This is a genomic window from Paraburkholderia sp. JPY419 (assembly GCF_050435705.1).
Lineage (GTDB): Bacteria > Pseudomonadota > Gammaproteobacteria > Burkholderiales > Burkholderiaceae > Paraburkholderia > Paraburkholderia youngii.
The window spans coordinates 2,583,011-2,598,948 of sequence record NZ_JBNDKV010000004.1; the positions used below are offsets into that span (position 1 = coordinate 2,583,011).

Here is a 15,938-nt window from a genome sequence, read left to right on the forward strand (position 1 = left end):
GCCGTGGGGGGCGGTCTGAAAACTTTACCCCGTTGCAGACGGCGTGCCAAGACGAACCGAGCGACCGTTCAGCCCCGCCCAGCCGCTCAGACCTGCCGCAAGCCTTCGAGATCGACGATGTGAATATGCTTGCCCCGCGTGTCGATCAGGCCACGCTTTTGAAATCTTGACAGCGTGCGGCTGACCGTTTCGAGCGTCATGCCGAGGTAGCTGCCCATGTCCTCGCGCGTCATGCGCAGGTTGAATTCCGACCACGAGTAGCCGCGCTGCGCATTGCGCTGCGACACGTCCAGCAGAAAGGCGGCGACGCGTTCGTCGGCGGACAGAGAGCCGAGCACCATCATCTGCGCGGCCTCGCTGACGATCTGCGCACCCAGCAGCTTGTGCATGCGCTCCTGGATCGAACCGATTTCGCGACATAGCTGCTTCAGCGCACTGTATGGAACGATGCACACCGTGCTGTCTTCCAGCGCGACGGCGCTGCACGCGTGGATGTCCGCGCTGATGCCGTCGAGACCGAGCGGCTCGCCTGCAAGACGTAGGCCGGTGACCTGCTCGCGGCCGTCGCGGTGGACCATCACGGTCTTCATCGAGCCGGAACGCAGCGCGTAGATGCTGTCGAAGCGGTCGCCGCTGCGATACAGCGCTTCGCCGCGCAACACCGAGCGCGCCGAGCAGATCAGCGTTTCGAGCTTCGGCAGTTCCTCCGCGGACAGCCCCTGCGGCATGCAGATCTGACGCATCGAACAACTGGAGCAGCGCGCGGCGGTGCGTGCGGTGGCGCGTCCCGCCATGGACTCGCGGCTGCCGCTCGCGGCAGAGCCGGCGGAGCGGGTCGAGGAACGGGGCACAGCGGTAGGATTCAGCATGTTCTGCGCGCGATTGATTATTGGTAGTGGTGAAATTGTCCCACCCGTTATGACCCTCAACAGGTGGCAAAGTGACGCGTTCGCTGCTTCGCTTTCCTGGCGACGGTGCTGCCCCGACGAAGGTGGGAAGGTGAGCCGCCGCGGCCGATGTCGGCGTCGTGGCTCACCGTCTTGCGCATGATGACCGTGTCAGACGGGTTGCTTATCGGCGCCCGCGGCGGACGGTACCAGCAGAACCGGCAGCGTGGCCTGGCGCACGCAGCGTTCGGCGACGCTGCCGAGAATCAGCCGCTGGAAGCCACGCCGGCCGTGCGTGCCCATCACGAGCAGGTCTGCGTTGAATTCGGCGGCGGCGTGCAGCACGATCTCGGCGACATCGCCGAGCGACGAAGCTTCGGAAACCCCCGGGTCGCCTTTCACACCTTGCTCGGCCATCACTTTCGAAAACTCGGCACGCAGTTCCTGGCCTTCCTCGATCAGCCGGTTGCGCAGGATCGACGGGTCGTAGCCGGGCGCCTCGAAGTACATCGGCGTATTTTCGACGACATAAAACGGCCGCAGCACAGCGCCATTCGACTTGGCGAGTTCGAGCGCCGCTTCGAACGCACGGCGCGAGGTATTGCTGCCGTCGACCGCTACAAGGATGCGTTTGTACATATCGGCTCCACGTCAAAAAAGCGTCTGCCACATTGCCAGCCGCGGCAGGGTTTATTGATCTTTTATACCAATGAAGCTTAGATGATTGCCGGAAAAGATGCACTCGACCAGGATGTAAATCAAACATTTGCCAAATATTCAGACGCGGCGCGGACGAAATGGCGGGCGCGGCGGCGCGCGCAAGTGGCCTTGCATGCTTACAAAACCGCATAAGTTTGCTGAAGCTGGAACAAGGTTGGCCTTACAATCAGGCCATATTCAGACAAGCTGGCCAGTCCGCTGATGAACGATCGAAAAACCAAGGGCTTACCCGACCAGATCTACGGCGACATTCTCAACCGCATCCTCGAAGGCGAGTACAAGGAAGGCGAGCGGTTGCCGACCGAGCACGCGCTGGCGGAGCGTTTCGCCACGTCCCGGCCGACCGTGCGCGAAGCGCTCGCGCGATTGCGGGCCGACGGCATCATCTCGACGCGGCACGGCTCTGGCACGACCGTCGCGCGGCGCCCCGACCCGGACGTGCGCCGCTTCGCGCCGCTCGAAACGCTGTCCGATATCCGCCGCTGCTATGAGTTTCGCATCGTGACCGAGGCGGGCGCGGCCGCGCAGGCAGCGCTGAAGGCCGACGCCCAGGACATCGCCGCGATCCAGCATGCGTGGGACGAGCTGGAGCGCATCATCGAGGCGAAGGGCATCGGCGCGAAGGACGACTTCCTGTTCCACCAGGCGGTCGCGCGGGCGTCGAAGAATCCGTTTTTCATCACGGTGATGTCGTTCATCGAGGAACAGATCCTGTTCAGCATGAACCTGTCGCGCAATCTGTCGCTGGTCAAAACGGTGGAACGGCAGCGGGTGGTGCAGGCCGAGCACATGGCGGTGCTCGACGCGATCCGCCGCAAGGACTCGGCGGCTGCGGGCGCCGCGATGCGCGCGCATCTCGAGAACGCGCTGGAACGGATGTTCGGTTCCTGAGTCCGCGCGCGCGGGTGAAGCTGTCGAGATTTCGTGCGGCCACGCTCCGGCGCGGCTCAAGCCGCGTCGGCGACCGGCCCGAATAGCGAGGTCAGCGTTTTCGCGCTTACCGCGACGTCGAGCGCAACGGCCCGTTCGACGCCGATCTGCAGCGGCGGCCCGAGCCGGCTGATATCGAGCCCGGCACGGCGCAGCATGCGCTCGATCGGCGTGGTAGTCACCGTGACGTAATGCGTGATGCCCATGCGCTGTGCGAAGCGCATTACTTCCTGAATTGCGCGAATTGTCATATCCGTGAAACCAAAAGACTGTTCCTCCCCGTTGGTTTCGATCGCCCAGCGGCTCAGTTCCCAGATATGTCGGCCGACCGGCGCGGCCGCGCCATGCAGCAGTTGCGGGAAGGTGTCTTTCAGCATGTTCGGACCTTCGGTCGGCATCAGTCGCCAACAGCCGCGCAACCGTTCGTCTTCGCCCTGAATCAGCATGTAATACGGCCCGAGCGCGTCGTAGCCGTCTATCTCCATTCCCGCGATGGTCGGTATTTCCCAGCCGAGCCGGCCGTGAAAGACCCGGGCGCGCAGCCGGTACATCTCGTTGATCAGTTCGTTGTCGAATTCCTGCCGGAGTCCAATACGGATCGTGGTTTGCATGACGTTCTCCTGTGCGTGTTGGGGCTGCCACATACGCAGGAAAACTTATGCATTCTGAATCTTTGCGCCACCTACCTACCTGGATAGGTGTGGATGCTTATCGGGTATCGCAAAATTCACACACGTATCCGCCCCCAACCTACAAGGGTCCAAAATGGAACTCCTCGACAATCACTGGCAACCGCAAACCCACCTCCAGGCGCGTCCCTCGGAGGTCTCTTCGGCAGTGGATCGTGTTCTGATCATTGCCTACCGGAAGAAGAAAAAAGAGAGCCAGCGTCGTTTCTGGGCTCGCTTCGGCGTCACGCAGTCGCGCGGCAGCCGCTTCGAGTCCGGTGCGGAGATCCCGGCGCCGGTGTCGATCCTGCTTGGCCTTTACTTCATGAAAACCGTATCGGACGCCGATCTGGGTCGCGCCGAGCGCGTGATGTACAGCCGCGACGCGGCCGCGCTGCTCAACCCGGGTCAATAAGCCCAAGCTGGGCCGCGATCACGGCGGCCGCGCGCCGTGAGTTCACGCCGAATTTCGCCCTGATGTTTTTCATGTGGAAGTTCACCACGGCTTCCGAGCAACTCAGGATGTGGGATATCTCCCACGTGGATTTGCCGCGCGCGGTCCATTTCAGACATTCGCGCTCGCGCGGAGTCAGCTTCGGCATCAAGCTCTGCGCATGCGAATCCAGATGCTGTTTGCTGGTGTCGATCACCAGGTCGCGCAACAGCACGAGATTCGGCAACGCGGCGTTCACATGGCGCCTGAACCCGTCCGACGGCTTGTCGTCATTGACGAAGCACATCATGCCGGCTTCCTGATTCGGCCCGTGAATCGGCAGCGTCACACCCGCACCCAAGCCGTACGAGCGGGCTTCCTCGTACAGAGCTTGCTGTGGCGGGGTGGCGAAAATCTCTGGCGTCCAGATGAGCGGCGCGGAGCGTGACAGGCAGTGCGCGACCGTGGGGTCGATATGCACCATGCCGTGTTCGTCATACGTCTGCCGCCATGCCGGCGCGTAAGTGCTGCGCAGGTAAGCGTCCTCGAGACGCATGGTGGGCCGCGGCAGCATCGCGACCAGTATCCTGTCGAAGCCCCACGTTTCGGCGAGGCCCGTAATCACGCCGAACCATTCCGCCTCGTCGGCGGCGTCCAGTAGCGGTGCCATCTGCTCGATAAAGTGTAGCGACAATTTTTTGGCTCTCTCAGGCTCGCAAACATCCCATTCGCGGTTATTGGCAGACAAACTTCGGTCCGCTCTTTTGGTCCGCATAATCTATCACTAAAAACTCGAAAGCAATGCGCTGCTGCTCCGCGGGGTAAACGATAGCAGCCATGTGATAGCAAGGGCGGTGTTGCCTATTATTATGCTGATTGAAATAGATTTTTAACCCGCCCGGGTCTCGGGCAAGAAATGCGGCTAATCGGCATCCGGCGACCGCATTTTAATGTGTTTCATTGACAGCATTATTTCTTTCGTGCTTCGGAATTAATCGCATTTACTCGATTATTTGGGAACGCCGGTTATTTGCGCGTCGCGTCGGTCTTGCCAAACAAGCGCCTGCGCGGTTTGCATGTGGGCTGGGGCCACATTGTTATACAAAAGGAAATTTCGTGGGCGGTTCGTGGGCAATTCGCCGCCGACGGCATCCGGGGGGCGATCGCCATGTGCAGGTTGTTTGACAACATTGTGATGCCGATGCTACCGTGAAACCTCCGCCCAGCACGTTTGCGCGTCAACCATCATGAACGATTCTCCGCTGCGCGACGGCGAGTTCGCCGCGTCGGTCATGGCCGTGCCGCCGCTCGCGCGCCGCGCCGACTACACGCTCGACCCTGCTCGGAATCTCGCGCTGATCCGCCATATCGAAGCGGGTGGCGTACGCACGCTACTGTATGGCGGCAACGCGAACCTCTATCACGTCGCGGTCAGTGAATATCACGAGCTACTGGACCTGCTTGCCGAAGCCGCGAGTCCGGGGACACGCGTGATTCCGGCGCTCGGTCCCGACTACGGCAAGATGCTCGATCAGGCGCGCATCCTCGCGCAGACGCGTTACCGCACCGCGATGGTGCTGCCGCTCGGCGGCTTTACGACGTCCGAGGGCGTCGAGACGGGCCTCACGCGGATCGCCGACACGGCCGGCATGCCGCTCACCTTGTATATCAAGAGCGAAAACTACGTGGCTGTCGATGCGCTCGCGCGGCTCGTCGAGCGTGGCACGTTGAGCGCGGTCAAATACGCGATCCCGCGCGACGATCCCGCCGACGATCCCTATCTGCGCCGGCTGCTGCAATGCGTGCCGGCCGCGAAGATCGTATCGGGCATGGGCGAGCGGCCAGCGCTCGTGCATCTGCGCGAGTTCGGGCTGGCAGCGTGGACGACCGGCAGCGGCTGCATCGCGCCGAACATGGTGATGGCGTTGCTGCGCGCGGTGCAAAGCGGCCGGAGCGCCGATGGCACCGATCGCGCGGACAACGACACCGCCCAGCGTTTGTACGATGCGTTCATGCCGCTCGAAACGCTGCGTAACGACATCTCGCCGATCCGCGTGCTGCACGACGCGATCACGTTCACGGGCCTCGCCGACATGGGGCCGTTGCTGCCGCTGCTCAGTTCGACACCGCGCGAGCATCATGCGAAGATCGCGCAGACCGCGTGCACGCTGCTCGCTCTCGAGCGCGAGTTCGCACCCACCCAATCGAACCGCTCCGACACGCAGGCAAGCACATGACCGAACACAGCCGACGCTATCTCGATCCTTCCATCCGTGTGTTCGATCCGCGCTTCAAGTCGTTGATCATCGCATCGGCGTCGGTCGAATGTCTGTATCAGGGCACGCGCTGGTCGGAGGGACCGGTGTGGTTCGGCGACGGCCGCTATCTGCTGTGGAGCGATATTCCGAACGACCGCATCCTGCGCTGGGACGAAACGACGGGCGCGGTCAGCACGTTCCGTCAATCGTCGAACAACGCGAACGGCCATACGCGCGATCGCGAAGGGCGTCTCGTCAGTTGCGAGCACCTGACGCGGCGTGTGACGCGCACCGAGTACGACGGCTCGATCACCGTGCTCGCCGACCGCTATCAGGGCAAGCGCTTCAATTCGCCGAACGACGTGGTCGTCAAATCGGACGGCTCGATCTGGTTTACCGACCCGACGTTCGGCATCGAAGGTTTCTACGAGGGCGAGCAGCAGCAGTCCGAACTGAAGCCGTGCGTGTATCGGATCGACGGGCAGTCGGGCGAGGTCTCGATGGTCATCGACGACGTGCTCGCCCCGAACGGTCTCGCGTTTTCGCCGGACGAGTCGCTGCTTTACGTGGTCCAATCGCGCGGCGAGCCGCGCAAGATCCGCGTATTCGATGTCGAGGCCAATGGCAAAGGCACGAAGGTATCGAACAACCGCGTGCTGATCGACGCGGGTCCGGGCACGCCCGACGGCTTTCGGGTGGACGTGCACGGCAACCTGTGGTGCGGCTGGGGCATGGGCACCGACGAACTCGACGGCGTGCGCGTCTTCACCGCGCAAGGCGAGCCGCTCGGCCATATCGCGCTACCGGAGCGTTGCGCGAACGTTTGCTTCGGCGGACGGCATCGCAACCGTCTGTTCATGGCGGCGAGCCACGGCTTGTATTCGCTGTTCGTCAATACGCAGGGCGTGCGCGGGGGTTGAGCAGTTGTCCGCTAACTAGACAACAGGTGTTGCAGCCACTGCGGATGCTCGGGTTTGCCCTTAATTCGCGTTACCAGGCGTTGAACGGCAAGGATTTCACGCCAATCGAGCCACTTTTGACCCGGCCTCGCGCTCTCGACTATTTGCTTGACATCGGCTGTTACGCTTCGCTATGTTCCCTTGGTAGAAAGATACCGCCCGCATGCAACACATCGACCAGCGGGCTTCCATACCAAGAAGCGAGGAGACGCAATGACTGTTTCGCACAGGCTGTCGTTCAAGCTGGTATCCGTCTGTATCGCCGCGAGTGCAGCGTTCACTCTTGCCGCGCACGCGGCCGATCCGGTCACGATCAACATCGTCGACGTGGCCGGCGATCTTCAACTCACGCAGAAGGGCTTCGAGGCGTTCAAGGCGAAGAATCCGAATCTCGTTGCGAACATCACGTTCACGAACGCTCCGTCGCCGCAATTGCCCGGCAAGATCAAGGCGATGCAGGCCGCGGGACGCTCCGACATCGACCTCGTATTGACCGGCACCGACGCGCTCGCGGCCGGCATCGAACAGAACCTGTGGATCAAGCTGCTGCCCGATAACGCGGCGCAGTTCCCCGGTGTGCTCGACAAGTACGCGCCGGGCCCGCGCAAGATGCAGGATCTAGCGCAGGGCTACGGTCTCGAGGTCGCGTATATGCCGGCTGGTCCGCTGCTCGAATACAACCCGGCCAAGGTCAGCGATCCGCCGAAGACACCCGAGCAACTGCTGCAATGGTGCAAGGCCCACCCCGACAAGCTGATCTACGCGCGGCCGGCCAATTCCGGTCCTGGCCGCACGTTCCTGATGGGCCTGCCCTATGTGCTCGGCGACAAGGACCCGCAGGACCCGGTGCACGGCTGGGACAAGACGTGGGCGTACCTGAAGCAGTTGAACGACTGCATTCCGTACTATCCGGGCGGCACCTCGGCGGTGATGAAGGAACTGGGCGAAGGCACGCGCGACATGACCGTGACCGTGACCGGCTGGGACATCAATCCGCGCGCGCTCGGCATCGTGCCGGCCGAATTCCGCGTACAGCCGTTCGACAACATGACGTGGGTCAACGACGCGCACTACATGGTGGTTCCGAAGGGCGTGCCGAAGGAAAAGCTAGACGTGCTGTACAAGATGATGAACTTCATGCTGGAGCCCGCGCAGCAGGCATTGACCTACGACGACGGCTACTTCTACCCGGGCCCGGCGATCAAGGGCGTTTCGTTCGAGCAGGCGCCCGCGCATAGCCAGGAGGTGCTGCAAAAGTATGGCCGACCGGAATACGCGAAGATGTTGAGCGATCGTCCGCATGCGTTACCGCTGAATGCGGCGGCAATGGTCGCGGCCTTCAGGAAGTGGGATACCGACATCGGCGCGCAGAAGACCCGATAGGCCTTCACCATTGCGACGGAAAACGAGACGAAACGCAGCGCGGCGTGAGCTAGCGCCGCGCTGCGTGTCTGCGGCGACCACGCGCGCCTCGGCTTAATTGCCTGATGCGCCGCGCGCACCGCACGCGCGGCACTTGCGACACCCGTCGTCTCACGCGGATCAGGAAACCGTATGAAGCATCACTTTGAGCAGTTGCGGCTCGACTCGGTGAGCCGCAGTTTCACGAACGCGCAAGGTCACGCGATCGCCGCGCTGCAGGGTCTCGATCTGACGATCCGGCGCGGCGAGTTCATCGCGCTGCTGGGACCGTCGGGTTGTGGCAAATCGACGGCGCTGAACTGCATCGCCGGATTGCAGCCGCTCACCGGCGGCGGCATCTGGCTCGACGAGCGCCGCATCGACGTGCTGCCGCCGGAAAAGCGCGGCTTCGGCATGGTGTTCCAGAACTACGCGCTGTTCCCGCATATGAGTGTGCTCGACAACGTCGGCTTCGGGCTGAAGATGCGTGGTGTCGGCAAGAGCGAGATCGCGCGCCGTGCACGCGAGGCGTTGAAACTGGTGCAACTGACAGGGCATGAGCAGAAGCTGCCCGGCCAGTTGTCCGGTGGCCAGCAGCAGCGTGTCGCGATCGCGCGTGCGATCGTGATCGAACCGCCGCTGATCCTGATGGACGAGCCGCTGTCGAATCTCGATACGAAGCTGCGCATCGAAATGCGCGCGGAGATTCGCCGCATCCATACGCAGCTCGAACGCGCGACGCTGTACGTGACGCATGATCAGGACGAAGCGCTGTCGATGGCCGATCGCATCGTCGTGATGAGGGAGGGCGTCGTGCAGCAGGTCGCGACGCCGAAAGAGGTCTATACGCGGCCGCGCAATCTGCATGTTGCGCGCTTCATGGGCTATCGCAACGTCGCCGAGTTCACGCTGGAGGGCATGCAAGGCGAGGGCGTCGTGGTCAGTGCGAACGGTGTGCGGCTGATCGGCACGGCGATGGCCGGCTTCGACAGCAAGCGCGTGAGCGTCGCGCTGCGCCCCGAAGACATGGAGCGCGCCGAGCCCGGCGCCGACAACGCGTTCGAGGCGCTGATCGACGCGGTCGAATACGGCGGCCACGATTCGCTGCTGCGCGTGAAGACCGCGTTCGGCGACGTGTGGGCGCGCGTGACCGGTGAATGCGCGGAGCGCGAGCGCATCATGCTGCGCGTGCGGCCGTCGTGCGTGCTGGTCTACGATGCCGAGGCCGCATGAACACGCCGACGCTCGTCCCCCCGCTTACTCGCCGCGCGCCGCGCGATGCCAAGGCCTGGCTCGTCGCGCCGGCGCTGCTCTTTATCGTCGCGCTGTTCATTTATCCGTTTGCGTACGGTCTCGCGCTGTCGTTCCGGCCGATGAACGGCGGCGGCCTATGGGCCAACTATCTGACGTTCTTCACCGACACCTCGATGTGGCCGACGATCCTCGTCACGCTCAAGCTGTCGGTACCCGCCACGCTGATCAACGTCGGCGTATCGGTGCCGGTCGCGTTCGCGCTGCGCCGCTACTCGCGTTATCAGAAGATCGTCACGACGCTGCTGGTGATTCCGGTGACGCTCGGCACCGTGCTGATCGCCGACGGCATGCTCACATACTTCGGTCCGCACGGCTGGCTGCCGCAGGCATTGCAGGCGCTGCATCTGTACACGCAAGAGATGCGGCTCACGCACAACTTCACGGGCGTGCTGCTGTCGCTGATCGTGTCGGGCTTTCCGTTCGCGTTTCTGTTGACGCTGTCGTACGTGACCGGCATCGACCCGACACTCGCGAGCGCGGCGGCGACGCTCGGCGCGAGTCCGTGGCAGCAGTTTCGCCGCATTTATTTTCCGCTGCTGGTGCCGGGGCTCACGATGGCCGCGTGTCTGTCGTTCGTGCAGGCGTTCTCGGTGTTTCCGTCGGCGGTGCTGCTCGGCGCGCCCGCGGGTCCGACGCGCGTGATGTCGATTGCCGCGGCCGAAGCCGCATTCGAGAGCTACGACTATTCGCTCGCGTCGGCGATCGCGATGGTGATGGGCTTCGTGCAACTGCTGGTGGTCGCCGCGCTGCTCGGCGCGCGCCGCTGGTTCTATCGTGGTCCGGTAACGGGAGGCAAAGGCTGATGACGACCGATCGTCGCGCGACGCAGCCCGACTGGCCCGCGTCCACCTCCGCTTCCGCATCCGCGGCGCCGCAGCCGGGCGATGGCGCCCGCGAGCCCGCGCAACACGCGCGTCAGCGCGCGAACCTGCCGGGCCGCATCTGGCAGGTGCTGGTGTGGGCCGTGATGGCGTTTTTCCTAATCAACGTCGTGCTGCTGATTGCGACGGTCGCGGTGAATTCGATCGCGACGCGCTGGTTCGGCACCGCGTTGCCGCAAGGCTTCACGCTGCACTGGTATGCGCAGGCGTGGAGCGACTTCCAGCTCGCAAGCGTGCTGTGGGTGACCGTGCAGGTGGTCGGCGCGGTCGTGCTGCTGTCGGTGCTGCTCGGCGTGCCTGCCGCGTATGCGCTCGCGCGCGTGCAATTCCGCGGCAAGCGCCTTGCGATGCTGATCTTTCTGCTGCCGTTGATGGTGCCGCCTGTCACCTACGGCATTCCGATGGCGACCGTGATGTACAAGGTCGGCCTTGCCGGCACGCTATGGGGCGTGATTCTTGCGAACCTCGTACCGGCGCTGCCGTTCGTGATTCTGGTGATGACACCGTTCATCGAGCAGATCGATCCGAATCTCGAAGCGGCCGCGCGCATTTTCGGCGCGAACACGTTCCGCTACTTCCGTTACGTGCTGCTGCCGCTGCTCGTGCCGGGTATGCTGGCCGCAGGGTTGCTCGTGCTGGTGCGTACGATCGGCATGTTCGAGCTGACGTTCTTTACGGCCGGTCCTGCCACGCAAACGCTGGTGGTCGCGTTGTACTACGCTGTGTTTTCGACCGGCGTGCGCGCGCCGCAATCGATCGATGCGATGGCGATGATCTATATGGCGATCACGTTGATCTGGGTGCTGATCGCACTACAATTCGTGAGCCCGACGCAAATCGTGTCTCGCGTGAAAGAACAGCGGCGCTGACGCGTGGTCGGCGTCAATCGTGGAGTAGACGTTGACGAAGAGAAAGATCCCCGAGGAATTGCGCAGTCATCGCTGGTATGGCGCGAACGATCTGCGTTCGTTCGGCCACCGCTCGCGCACCGCGCAGATGGGCTACAACCGGGAGGAATACGCGGGCAAGCCGGTCATCGCGATTCTCAACACGTGGAGCGAGATCAATCCGTGCCACACGCATTTCAAGCAGCGCGTCGAGGAAGTGAAGCGGGGCATCTGGCAGGCCGGCGGCTTCCCAATTGAGTTGCCTGTGCAGACGCTGTCCGAGCCGTTCCAGAAGCCCACCACGATGCTGTACCGCAATTTCCTCGCGATGGAAGCCGAGGAGATGCTGCGCTCGTACCCCGCCGACGGCGTCGTGCTGATGGGCGGCTGCGACAAGACCACCCCCGCGCTGCTGATGGGCGCGATCTCGATGGATCTGCCCGCCATCTTTCTGCCCGCCGGCCCGATGCTGCGCGGCAACTGGAACGGCGTGACGCTCGGTTCGGGTTCCGATTCATGGCGATACTGGGCCGAACTGCGCGCGGGCACGCTGACGCCGGAAGACTGGCAGGGCGTCGAGGGCGGCATCGCTCGCTCGCCGGGGCACTGCATGACGATGGGCACTGCGTCGACGATGACCAGCGCGGCCGAAGCACTGGGCTTCACGCTGCCCGGCTTCGCGTCGACGCCCGCGCCCGATTCGCGTCATGCGCGGATGGCCGCGAAAACCGGCATGCGTATCGTCGAGATGGTGTGGGAGGATCTGAAGCCGTCGGACCTGATTACGGCGGCCTCGGTCGATAACGCGGTGACGACTTGTGTCGCGCTGTCCGGCTCGACCAATTCGGTCGTGCATATGATCGCACTCGCACGGCGCGCGGGCATCGAGTTGACGCTCGATCGCTTCGACGAGATCGCACGCCGTACGCCCGTGCTCGCGAACATCCGGCCGACCGGCGCCTATCTGATGGAGGACTTTTTCTACGCGGGCGGTTTGCGCGCGCTGCTCACGGAACTGGGCGAGCTGATCGACGGTTCGCAGAAAACCGTGAACGGCCGCACGCTCGGCGAAAACCTCGCGGGCGCGCAGATTTTCAACGACGACGTGATCCGCCGCCGCACGAATCCGCTACTGCGCGACAGCAGCCTCGCGGTGCTGCGCGGCAATCTCGCGCCCGACGGCGCGGTCATCAAGCCCGGCGCGGCCGAGCCGCATCTGCTCGTGCATACGGGCCGCGCGGTCGTGTTCAGCGACTACAACGACATGGCCGCGCGCATCGACGACGACGCGTTCGACATCGACGAAAGCTGCGTGCTGGTGCTGCAGCACGCGGGGCCGGTCGGCGCGGGCATGCCCGAGTGGGGGCAACTGCCGATCCCGCGCAAGCTTCTGCAAAAAGGCGTGCGCGACATGGTGCGCATCTCAGACGCGCGGATGAGCGGCACGAGCTATGGCGCGTGCGTGCTGCACGTGGCGCCCGAGGCGTTCGTCGGCGGGCCGCTGGGGTTGGTGCGAAGCGGCGATCTGATCGAGCTCGATGTGCCGCGCCGCAGGCTGAATCTGCTGATATCGGACGAAGAGTTCGCGCGCCGCAAGGCCGCGTGGGTCAAACCGGTGGCGCGCTTTGAGCGCGGCTATGGCGCCCTGCATCAAGCGCACGTGATGCAGGCGGACCAAGGCTGCGATTTCGACTTCCTGCAGCGCGGCGGCGCGAGTCCGGAAACCTCGGGCGAACCGGAAATTCACTGACGCTCAATACCCGACGCGATACACGCGCCCCGTCTGCGCGCCTTCCACGCTGCGCAGATAAGCAAGCGCAGCGCGTTGTGCGCTGACGGGCTCGAAGCCGCGAAAGAACGGCGCATAAGCCTCCATTGACTCGGTCAGCACGGTCGGACTCACCACGTTGATGCGCAGCCCGCGCGGCAGTTCTATCGCCGCGCCACGCACGAAGCCTTCCAGCGCGAGATTGACGGTCGTCGCGCTCGCGCCCTGCGCGATCGGCTCGTCGCCCAGAATGCCGCTCGTCAGCGTGAACGAACCGCCGTCGGTCACGTACGGCAGCGCCGCGAACACGACGTTGATCTGGCCCATCAGCTTGTCGCGCAGCCCGACCCAGAACTGCTCGATGCTCATCCGCGCCAGCGGACCGAAATGCACGTTGCCAGTCGCGGTGACGACGCCGTCCACCTTGCCGATGTCGCGGAACAGCCGCTCGACGCTCGCGGGGTCCGTGCTGTCGACGTGATATTGCCCGCGCGTCGCTCCCACCTCGATCACTTCGTGACGCGCCTTCAACTCCGCGCTGACGGCCTGGCCCAGCGTGCCCGTGGCACCGATGACGACGATCCTTTTCATCCGCAACTCCGTTAAACGAACCAACGTTAAAGCAAAGCACGCACCAGAATAAAACGGTGCGTGCTGCGTGAATGCCTGATTTAATCGGAATAAACGCGGTAATTCAAACGCGCGCGTATAAAGGGATGATACGCGCGCGTCCGCCTATTTCACGCGGTGTAATTCGATAACGCGCGCGGGCCGCAAATGATTGAGCGCGTAGTGAATGCGGCCGCGATCCTGGCGCTGTCCGACCGGACGCGGGTCGATGTACTGGTTGTCGGCCGAGTAGACGGCGAGCGGCTCGACCATGCCCTTGTCGATCACCGCGTAACCGGGCTCGAGCGCGAGCAGCAGATGGTTGCCGCCAAGCCGGCTGTCGAAGCCGGCCATGCCGTCGAGCGCCTCGGGCACGCTGTTCTCGAGCGTCGCATTGCTGGTTGTGATTTCGTCGGGCGAGATCGCGCCGTGGCCCGCCAGACGGGCCGCTTCATGGTTCTTGCCGTCGGTGTCTACGGTGCTGTCGTGCGTGCGATCGTTGTGCAGGTCCGTGGTTGGTGGGTCCTTCGGGTCTGGTTTCGTGCCGGCGTTTTCGGGTTTGCTGATCGCGCTGTTCATCGTGCATCTCCTGAAGAGGACATTCGAAGAAAAGAGCAAAAGCCGTTCCGACTGACACGGCGCCGCTGTGCGCGGGAGTCGCGATGCGTTGTCCGCCATGATTCGATGCGAGTGGCGTTGCCTCGCGATTGAATGGCGATGACGTCCGGGATTCATTTCGTTTTTTTTAATGGACGCGTATTTTCTACAGAGTATGATTCTACTCCTGCGACCGACGCGCGGATAAATTGGCGGCATGCTCCGGCTGTTCACGATGGTCGGAAAAAATTAACAAACAAATGGCCGCGCGACTGAGAAAATGTTACGGGGCTTCAGGGGCGGGTGACTCATGCACTTCGATGCTGCATTCACACATCGCGGCTATCTATTGAATTGCGAACCGGCGCGCTCGGGCGACGGCTCCTGGCAACCGTATGTGGTGATCTCGCGCTCGAGCGACGGCGAACTGGTCGCCAACCGTTTCTTCCCCACGGAACTGCGCTTCTCCGACGAAGCCGCCGCGATCGCGCACGCGCGCGATTGGGCAGTGCGCTGGATCGACGCGAGCAGTCTGACAATCTGACGTCAGGGAACGATGCATGCGTGCAGGCACGCGCCGACGCAACGAGCCGAGCCGCTCTGCGCGCCGCCGGGCGGGCAGCGTTAAAACGCGGTAATCTCTGCTGGATAACCACTTTGAACCGTGCACGCTGCACGGCGCCGTCCCTTATGCCCAACGAGCCTTCCCCGAGCTGGGGCCTTGAACAGATCGTCGCCGACCTGCGCGCCTCGCGCGAGCAATTGCATCGCACGCGGCATCCGCTCGGCATTCGCGAGTTGCCATCGCGCGAAGCGGTGGTCAATATCGTGACCGGCTTGCGCGCCGCGATGTTTCCGACGCACTACGGCGCCCCCGATCTAACCGACGAGACGGTCGACTACTACGTCGGCCACACGCTCGAAAGCACGTTGCGGCTGCTCGCCGAACAGATTCGCCGCGCGCTGCGCTTCCTGCCAGAGTTCGGCGCGACGCCCGACGCCGAGTTGCGCGAGCGCGCGTTCGCGGTGGCGCGCGAGTTCGCGACGCAGCTGGCGGGCATCCGCGCGCTGCTCGTCAGCGACATCCAGGCTGCGTACACCGGCGACCCCGCCGCGCAGCACATCACCGAAATCCTGCTGTGCTATCCGGGCGTGTGGGCGATGACGCATCACCGGCTCGCGCATGCGCTGCATCGGCTCGGCGTGCCGCTGCTCGCGCGCTTCATCAACGAGATCGCGCACTCGGCGACCGGCATCGACATTCACCCGGGCGCGACGATCGGGCCGAGCTTCTTCATCGATCACGGCACCGGCGTGGTGATCGGCGAGACCGCGATCATCGGTGAGCGCGTGCGCGTGTACCAGGCGGTCACGCTCGGCGCGAAGAGTTTCGCGGCCGACGAAGACGGCATGCTGATCAAGGGCAACGCCCGTCATCCGATCGTCGAGGACGACGTCGTGATCTACGCGGGCGCGACGATTCTCGGACGCGTGACGATCGGGCGCGGATCGGTGATCGGCGGCAACGTGTGGCTCACGCATAGCGTGCCGCCGGGCAGCAGCGTATCGCAAGGCAAGATCCGCGAAGGAGAGCGCACCGACAATGGGCGGCAGTGATGCTCGCCT

17 protein-coding genes are annotated in these 15,938 nt (G+C 63.7%); 11 read left to right on the top strand and 6 right to left on the bottom strand.

Translation table 11 applies throughout. The features are described from left to right. Nucleotides 1–86 precede the first annotated feature (86 nt). Complete coding sequence (locus tag QFZ91_RS40340) at nt 87–743, bottom strand: helix-turn-helix domain-containing protein (RefSeq protein ID WP_429570718.1); 657 nt, start codon at nt 741–743, stop codon at nt 87–89. A 315-nt stretch (nt 744–1,058) separates the two neighbouring features. Beyond that, nucleotides 1,059–1,526, bottom strand: coding sequence for a universal stress protein (locus QFZ91_RS40345; protein WP_176106710.1), 468 nt, complete (start codon nt 1,524–1,526; stop codon nt 1,059–1,061). A gap of 282 nt (nt 1,527–1,808) precedes the next feature. Between QFZ91_RS40345 and QFZ91_RS40350 the strand changes: the two genes are divergently transcribed. Beyond that, entirely contained in the window at nt 1,809–2,498 is a 690-nt protein-coding gene (locus QFZ91_RS40350; RefSeq protein ID WP_176384951.1) for a FadR/GntR family transcriptional regulator, read from the top strand. Between the two features lie 56 nt (nt 2,499–2,554). Here QFZ91_RS40350 and QFZ91_RS40355 read toward each other — a convergent pair whose 3' ends face one another. Then, nucleotides 2,555–3,148 carry an acyl-homoserine-lactone synthase gene (locus QFZ91_RS40355; RefSeq protein WP_176106708.1) on the bottom strand — a complete coding sequence of 198 codons (594 nt, stop codon included), beginning with the start codon at nt 3,146–3,148 and terminating at the stop codon, nt 2,555–2,557. A 154-nt stretch (nt 3,149–3,302) separates the two neighbouring features. Here QFZ91_RS40355 and QFZ91_RS40360 point away from each other — a divergent pair, with 154 nt between their 5' ends. Further along, nucleotides 3,303–3,620, top strand: coding sequence for a hypothetical protein (locus QFZ91_RS40360; RefSeq protein WP_013092374.1), 318 nt, complete (start codon nt 3,303–3,305; stop codon nt 3,618–3,620). On the opposite strand, the gene QFZ91_RS40365 is transcribed toward QFZ91_RS40360, so the two are convergent. Next, nucleotides 3,604–4,308, bottom strand: coding sequence for a helix-turn-helix transcriptional regulator (locus QFZ91_RS40365; RefSeq protein ID WP_176384953.1), 705 nt, complete (start codon nt 4,306–4,308; stop codon nt 3,604–3,606). The genes QFZ91_RS40360 and QFZ91_RS40365 overlap by 17 nt on opposite strands. A gap of 577 nt (nt 4,309–4,885) precedes the next feature. Here QFZ91_RS40365 and QFZ91_RS40370 point away from each other — a divergent pair. From QFZ91_RS40370 to araD, 7 genes are all read left to right on the top strand, one after another. Then, nucleotides 4,886–5,875: a dihydrodipicolinate synthase family protein gene (locus QFZ91_RS40370; RefSeq protein WP_429570719.1), complete on the top strand. Its 990-nt coding sequence runs from the start codon at nt 4,886–4,888 to the stop codon at nt 5,873–5,875. After that, nucleotides 5,872–6,816 (top strand): SMP-30/gluconolactonase/LRE family protein, encoded by a 945-nt coding sequence (locus QFZ91_RS40375; RefSeq protein WP_429570720.1) that lies wholly within the window; start codon nt 5,872–5,874, stop codon nt 6,814–6,816. The genes QFZ91_RS40370 and QFZ91_RS40375 overlap by 4 nt, the downstream gene beginning before the upstream one ends. A gap of 252 nt (nt 6,817–7,068) precedes the next feature. Beyond that, complete coding sequence (locus QFZ91_RS40380; RefSeq protein ID WP_368717168.1) at nt 7,069–8,238, top strand: ABC transporter substrate-binding protein; 1,170 nt, start codon at nt 7,069–7,071, stop codon at nt 8,236–8,238. A 171-nt stretch (nt 8,239–8,409) separates the two neighbouring features. Continuing rightward, nucleotides 8,410–9,489 (top strand): ABC transporter ATP-binding protein, encoded by a 1,080-nt coding sequence (locus QFZ91_RS40385; RefSeq protein ID WP_429570721.1) that lies wholly within the window; start codon nt 8,410–8,412, stop codon nt 9,487–9,489. Then, complete coding sequence (locus tag QFZ91_RS40390) at nt 9,486–10,373, top strand: ABC transporter permease (protein WP_429570722.1); 888 nt, start codon at nt 9,486–9,488, stop codon at nt 10,371–10,373. Before QFZ91_RS40385 ends, QFZ91_RS40390 begins: the two co-directional genes overlap by 4 nt. Continuing rightward, nucleotides 10,373–11,320, top strand: coding sequence for an ABC transporter permease (locus QFZ91_RS40395; RefSeq protein WP_176384963.1), 948 nt, complete (start codon nt 10,373–10,375; stop codon nt 11,318–11,320). The genes QFZ91_RS40390 and QFZ91_RS40395 overlap by 1 nt, the downstream gene beginning before the upstream one ends. Before the next feature lie 31 nt (nt 11,321–11,351). Next, a complete protein-coding gene (gene araD / locus QFZ91_RS40400) occupies nt 11,352–13,088 on the top strand; it encodes an L-arabinonate dehydratase (RefSeq protein ID WP_429570723.1) in 1,737 nt (578 codons plus the stop codon). 3 nt (nt 13,089–13,091) lie between these two features. Here araD and QFZ91_RS40405 read toward each other — a convergent pair whose 3' ends face one another. Both QFZ91_RS40405 and QFZ91_RS40410 read right to left on the bottom strand, forming a co-directional pair. Next, nucleotides 13,092–13,697 carry a short chain dehydrogenase gene (locus QFZ91_RS40405; RefSeq protein ID WP_429570724.1) on the bottom strand — a complete coding sequence of 202 codons (606 nt, stop codon included), beginning with the start codon at nt 13,695–13,697 and terminating at the stop codon, nt 13,092–13,094. Between the two features lie 144 nt (nt 13,698–13,841). Next, nucleotides 13,842–14,294: a DUF3005 domain-containing protein gene (locus QFZ91_RS40410; RefSeq protein ID WP_176125462.1), complete on the bottom strand. Its 453-nt coding sequence runs from the start codon at nt 14,292–14,294 to the stop codon at nt 13,842–13,844. Nucleotides 14,295–14,622: 328 nt separating this feature from the next. Between QFZ91_RS40410 and QFZ91_RS40415 the strand changes: the two genes are divergently transcribed. Further along, on the top strand, nt 14,623–14,856 hold the full coding sequence (locus QFZ91_RS40415; protein ID WP_013092363.1) for a hypothetical protein: 234 nt from the start codon (nt 14,623–14,625) through the stop codon (nt 14,854–14,856). A 146-nt stretch (nt 14,857–15,002) separates the two neighbouring features. Further along, nucleotides 15,003–15,929 (top strand): serine O-acetyltransferase EpsC, encoded by a 927-nt coding sequence (gene epsC, locus QFZ91_RS40420; RefSeq protein ID WP_176384969.1) that lies wholly within the window; start codon nt 15,003–15,005, stop codon nt 15,927–15,929. Nucleotides 15,930–15,938 lie beyond the last annotated feature (9 nt).

Bases quoted from the DNA above. Each gene is read 5' to 3' on its own strand.
- QFZ91_RS40340 (WP_429570718.1), bottom strand. From the start codon at position 743: ATGCGTCAGATCTGCATGCCGCAGGGGCTGTCCGCGGAGGAACTGCCG.
- QFZ91_RS40345 (WP_176106710.1), bottom strand. From the start codon at position 1,526: ATGTACAAACGCATCCTTGTAGCGGTCGACGGCAGCAATACCTCGCGC.
- QFZ91_RS40350 (WP_176384951.1), top strand. From the start codon at position 1,809: ATGAACGATCGAAAAACCAAGGGCTTACCCGACCAGATCTACGGCGAC.
- QFZ91_RS40355 (WP_176106708.1), bottom strand. From the start codon at position 3,148: ATGCAAACCACGATCCGTATTGGACTCCGGCAGGAATTCGACAACGAA.
- QFZ91_RS40360 (WP_013092374.1), top strand. From the start codon at position 3,303: ATGGAACTCCTCGACAATCACTGGCAACCGCAAACCCACCTCCAGGCG.
- QFZ91_RS40365 (WP_176384953.1), bottom strand. From the start codon at position 4,308: ATGGCACCGCTACTGGACGCCGCCGACGAGGCGGAATGGTTCGGCGTG.
- QFZ91_RS40370 (WP_429570719.1), top strand. From the start codon at position 4,886: ATGAACGATTCTCCGCTGCGCGACGGCGAGTTCGCCGCGTCGGTCATG.
- QFZ91_RS40375 (WP_429570720.1), top strand. From the start codon at position 5,872: ATGACCGAACACAGCCGACGCTATCTCGATCCTTCCATCCGTGTGTTC.
- QFZ91_RS40380 (WP_368717168.1), top strand. From the start codon at position 7,069: ATGACTGTTTCGCACAGGCTGTCGTTCAAGCTGGTATCCGTCTGTATC.
- QFZ91_RS40385 (WP_429570721.1), top strand. From the start codon at position 8,410: ATGAAGCATCACTTTGAGCAGTTGCGGCTCGACTCGGTGAGCCGCAGT.
- QFZ91_RS40390 (WP_429570722.1), top strand. From the start codon at position 9,486: ATGAACACGCCGACGCTCGTCCCCCCGCTTACTCGCCGCGCGCCGCGC.
- QFZ91_RS40395 (WP_176384963.1), top strand. From the start codon at position 10,373: ATGACGACCGATCGTCGCGCGACGCAGCCCGACTGGCCCGCGTCCACC.
- QFZ91_RS40405 (WP_429570724.1), bottom strand. From the start codon at position 13,697: ATGAAAAGGATCGTCGTCATCGGTGCCACGGGCACGCTGGGCCAGGCC.
- QFZ91_RS40410 (WP_176125462.1), bottom strand. From the start codon at position 14,294: ATGAACAGCGCGATCAGCAAACCCGAAAACGCCGGCACGAAACCAGAC.
- QFZ91_RS40415 (WP_013092363.1), top strand. From the start codon at position 14,623: ATGCACTTCGATGCTGCATTCACACATCGCGGCTATCTATTGAATTGC.
- epsC (WP_176384969.1), top strand. From the start codon at position 15,003: ATGCCCAACGAGCCTTCCCCGAGCTGGGGCCTTGAACAGATCGTCGCC.